Source organism: Sphingobium sp., from assembly GCF_003248505.1.
Classification (GTDB): Bacteria; Pseudomonadota; Alphaproteobacteria; order Sphingomonadales; family Sphingomonadaceae; genus Sphingobium.
Genome location: NZ_QFOA01000163.1, coordinates 1 through 1,910, shown reverse-complemented (window position 1 = coordinate 1,910; position 1,910 = coordinate 1). Strand labels below are relative to the sequence as shown.

The window sequence follows — 1,910 nt, the reverse complement described above, 5'->3', positions numbered from 1 at the left end:
CGGACGCTCGCTGATTGATCGGCTGCGTGCGCGGCCTTGGCCAGTGCCCGTGCAGATAATGACGGGCGATGCCGACCGGGGGCGACGCAACGGCCTGGCGACCGCCTTTCCTACCGTACCGCATGTCATCATACCCAATAGCGGGCATATGATGAACATGGAAAATCCTGTCGGCTTCAATGCTGCGGTGATGCGTTTCACCATGACGGGCCGGACGGGCAAGATCGATGCGGTGACGCCATGCATCGAGGTGGGGCAATCGACGGGCGCGCCTTGAGACGGACGCCTCCCCGCATGTTACCTCATCGCGCGAGCCATCCGCCATCGACGGCGAGAACATGGCCGTGGATATAGCCGGCCGCGTTGGAGGCCAAGAAAACAGCGGCCCCGCCAATATCGCTTGGATCGCCCCAGCGGCCCACTGGGATGCGCTCCTGGATCTGGCGGTTGCGGGTTTCGTCGGCTTGCAGCGCGGCGGTATTGTTGGTGGCGATATAGCCCGGCGCGATCGCGTTGACGTTCACGCCCTTTGCTGCCCATTCGTTCGCCAGCAGCTTGGTCAGCCCCGCCACGCCGCTCTTGGACGCGGTGTAGCTTGGCACCCGGACGCCGCCCTGGAACGACAGGAGCGACGCGATGTTGACGATCTTGCCCGAACCCTGCGCGATCATGTGCCGTCCCGCCGCTTGGCACAGGAAGAACAGAACCTTGAGGTTGGTGTCGATCACCGCGTCCCAGTCTCCCTCGGTAAAGTCGACGCTATCGGCGCGGCGGACGATCCCAGCATTGTTGACCAATATGTCGACCCCACCGAGCGCCGCCACCGTTTCATCCACCACCCGGCGCACCGGTTCGATGCTGCTGAGATCCGCCGACATTATCACCGCCTTGCGGCCGAGCGCGCGCACCTTTTCCACCGTCTCTTGCGCAGGCGTACGGCCAACCGCCGCAATGTCCGCGCCCGCCGCGGCGAGTGACAGAGCGATCGCTTGGCCGATGCCGGTGTTCGCACCTGTAACGATGGCGACTTTGCCGGTAAGGTCGAAGGGGTTTGTCATATATATCAGTCTCCTCCCTCCCATTCAGGGAGGGGACGGGGTGGGTGCGCCGTTCAGTAGCGCTCGACGCTGGTGGCGGCGCCGGCGACTTCGCCGCCCCCACCCCCAGCCTCTCCCTCGAAAAAGAGGACGGCAGAAAGACGTCAGGCCAGTTGGCAGATATCCAGCACGTTCATATCGGTATAATCTTGGTTCTCGCCCGCCATCGCCCAGATGAAGGCATAGGCTTTGGTGCCGGATCCCATATGGACCGACCAGGGCGGCGAGATCACCGCTTCCTCGTTGGCCATCACGATATGCCGCATCGCATCGCCCTCGCCCATATAGTGGAAGACGCGATCGGCCGGACCGTCCAACTCGAAATAAAAATAGATTTCGCTGCGGCGCTCGTGGATATGCGGGGGCATGGTGTTCCAGACGCTGCCGGGCTTGAGCACGGTGAGCCCCATGACCAGCTGCGCGCTCTCGCAAATGCCGGGGATGACCAACTGATAGATGGTGCGCTCGTTGGATTCCTCCAGGGAGCCGCGTTCGAGCGTCGTCGCGTCTGCCAGCGAGATCAGGCGCGTCGTGAACGCCTTGTGCGCGGGGCAGGAGGCGAGATAATAGCGCGCACCTGCGCCGGAAAAGACCACATCCTTCGCGCCCATGGTGACATAGAGGCAGTCCTTGTTGCCCAGGGTGAAGCTCTCGCCATCGACGGTCACGGTGCCGGTGACGCCCGACACATTGACGATCGCCAGCTCGCGCCGCTCCAGGAAGGGGTGGCCTGCCGCCGAAGCCGGCTCGGTCTGGGCTGGGAGCGCGACCGGCGCATCGGCCACCGCCACGCCGCCGATGACGAAGCGTTCG

Annotated in this window: 3 protein-coding genes; 1 reads left to right on the top strand and 2 read right to left on the bottom strand. The window is 64.0% G+C overall.

What is annotated here, in order from left to right; genetic code table 11:
- Positions 1–277, top strand: a 277-nt coding sequence (locus DI606_RS20075; protein ID WP_293985775.1) for an alpha/beta hydrolase, incomplete at its 5' end; no start/stop codon positions are given.
- A gap of 25 nt (positions 278–302) precedes the next feature.
- Here the strand turns inward: DI606_RS20075 and kduD are convergent.
- A complete protein-coding gene (gene kduD / locus DI606_RS20070) occupies positions 303–1,058 on the bottom strand; it encodes a 2-dehydro-3-deoxy-D-gluconate 5-dehydrogenase KduD (RefSeq protein WP_293985773.1) in 756 nt (251 codons plus the stop codon).
- Between the two features lie 143 nt (positions 1,059–1,201).
- Positions 1,202–1,910, bottom strand: a 709-nt coding sequence (gene kduI, locus DI606_RS20065; RefSeq protein ID WP_293985771.1) for a 5-dehydro-4-deoxy-D-glucuronate isomerase, incomplete at its 5' end; no start/stop codon positions are given.

What these genes read in the sequence shown, in the direction of transcription:
- kduD (WP_293985773.1), bottom strand. Translation starts at nt 1,058, where the DNA reads ATGACAAACCCCTTCGACCTTACCGGCAAAGTCGCCATCGTTACAGGT.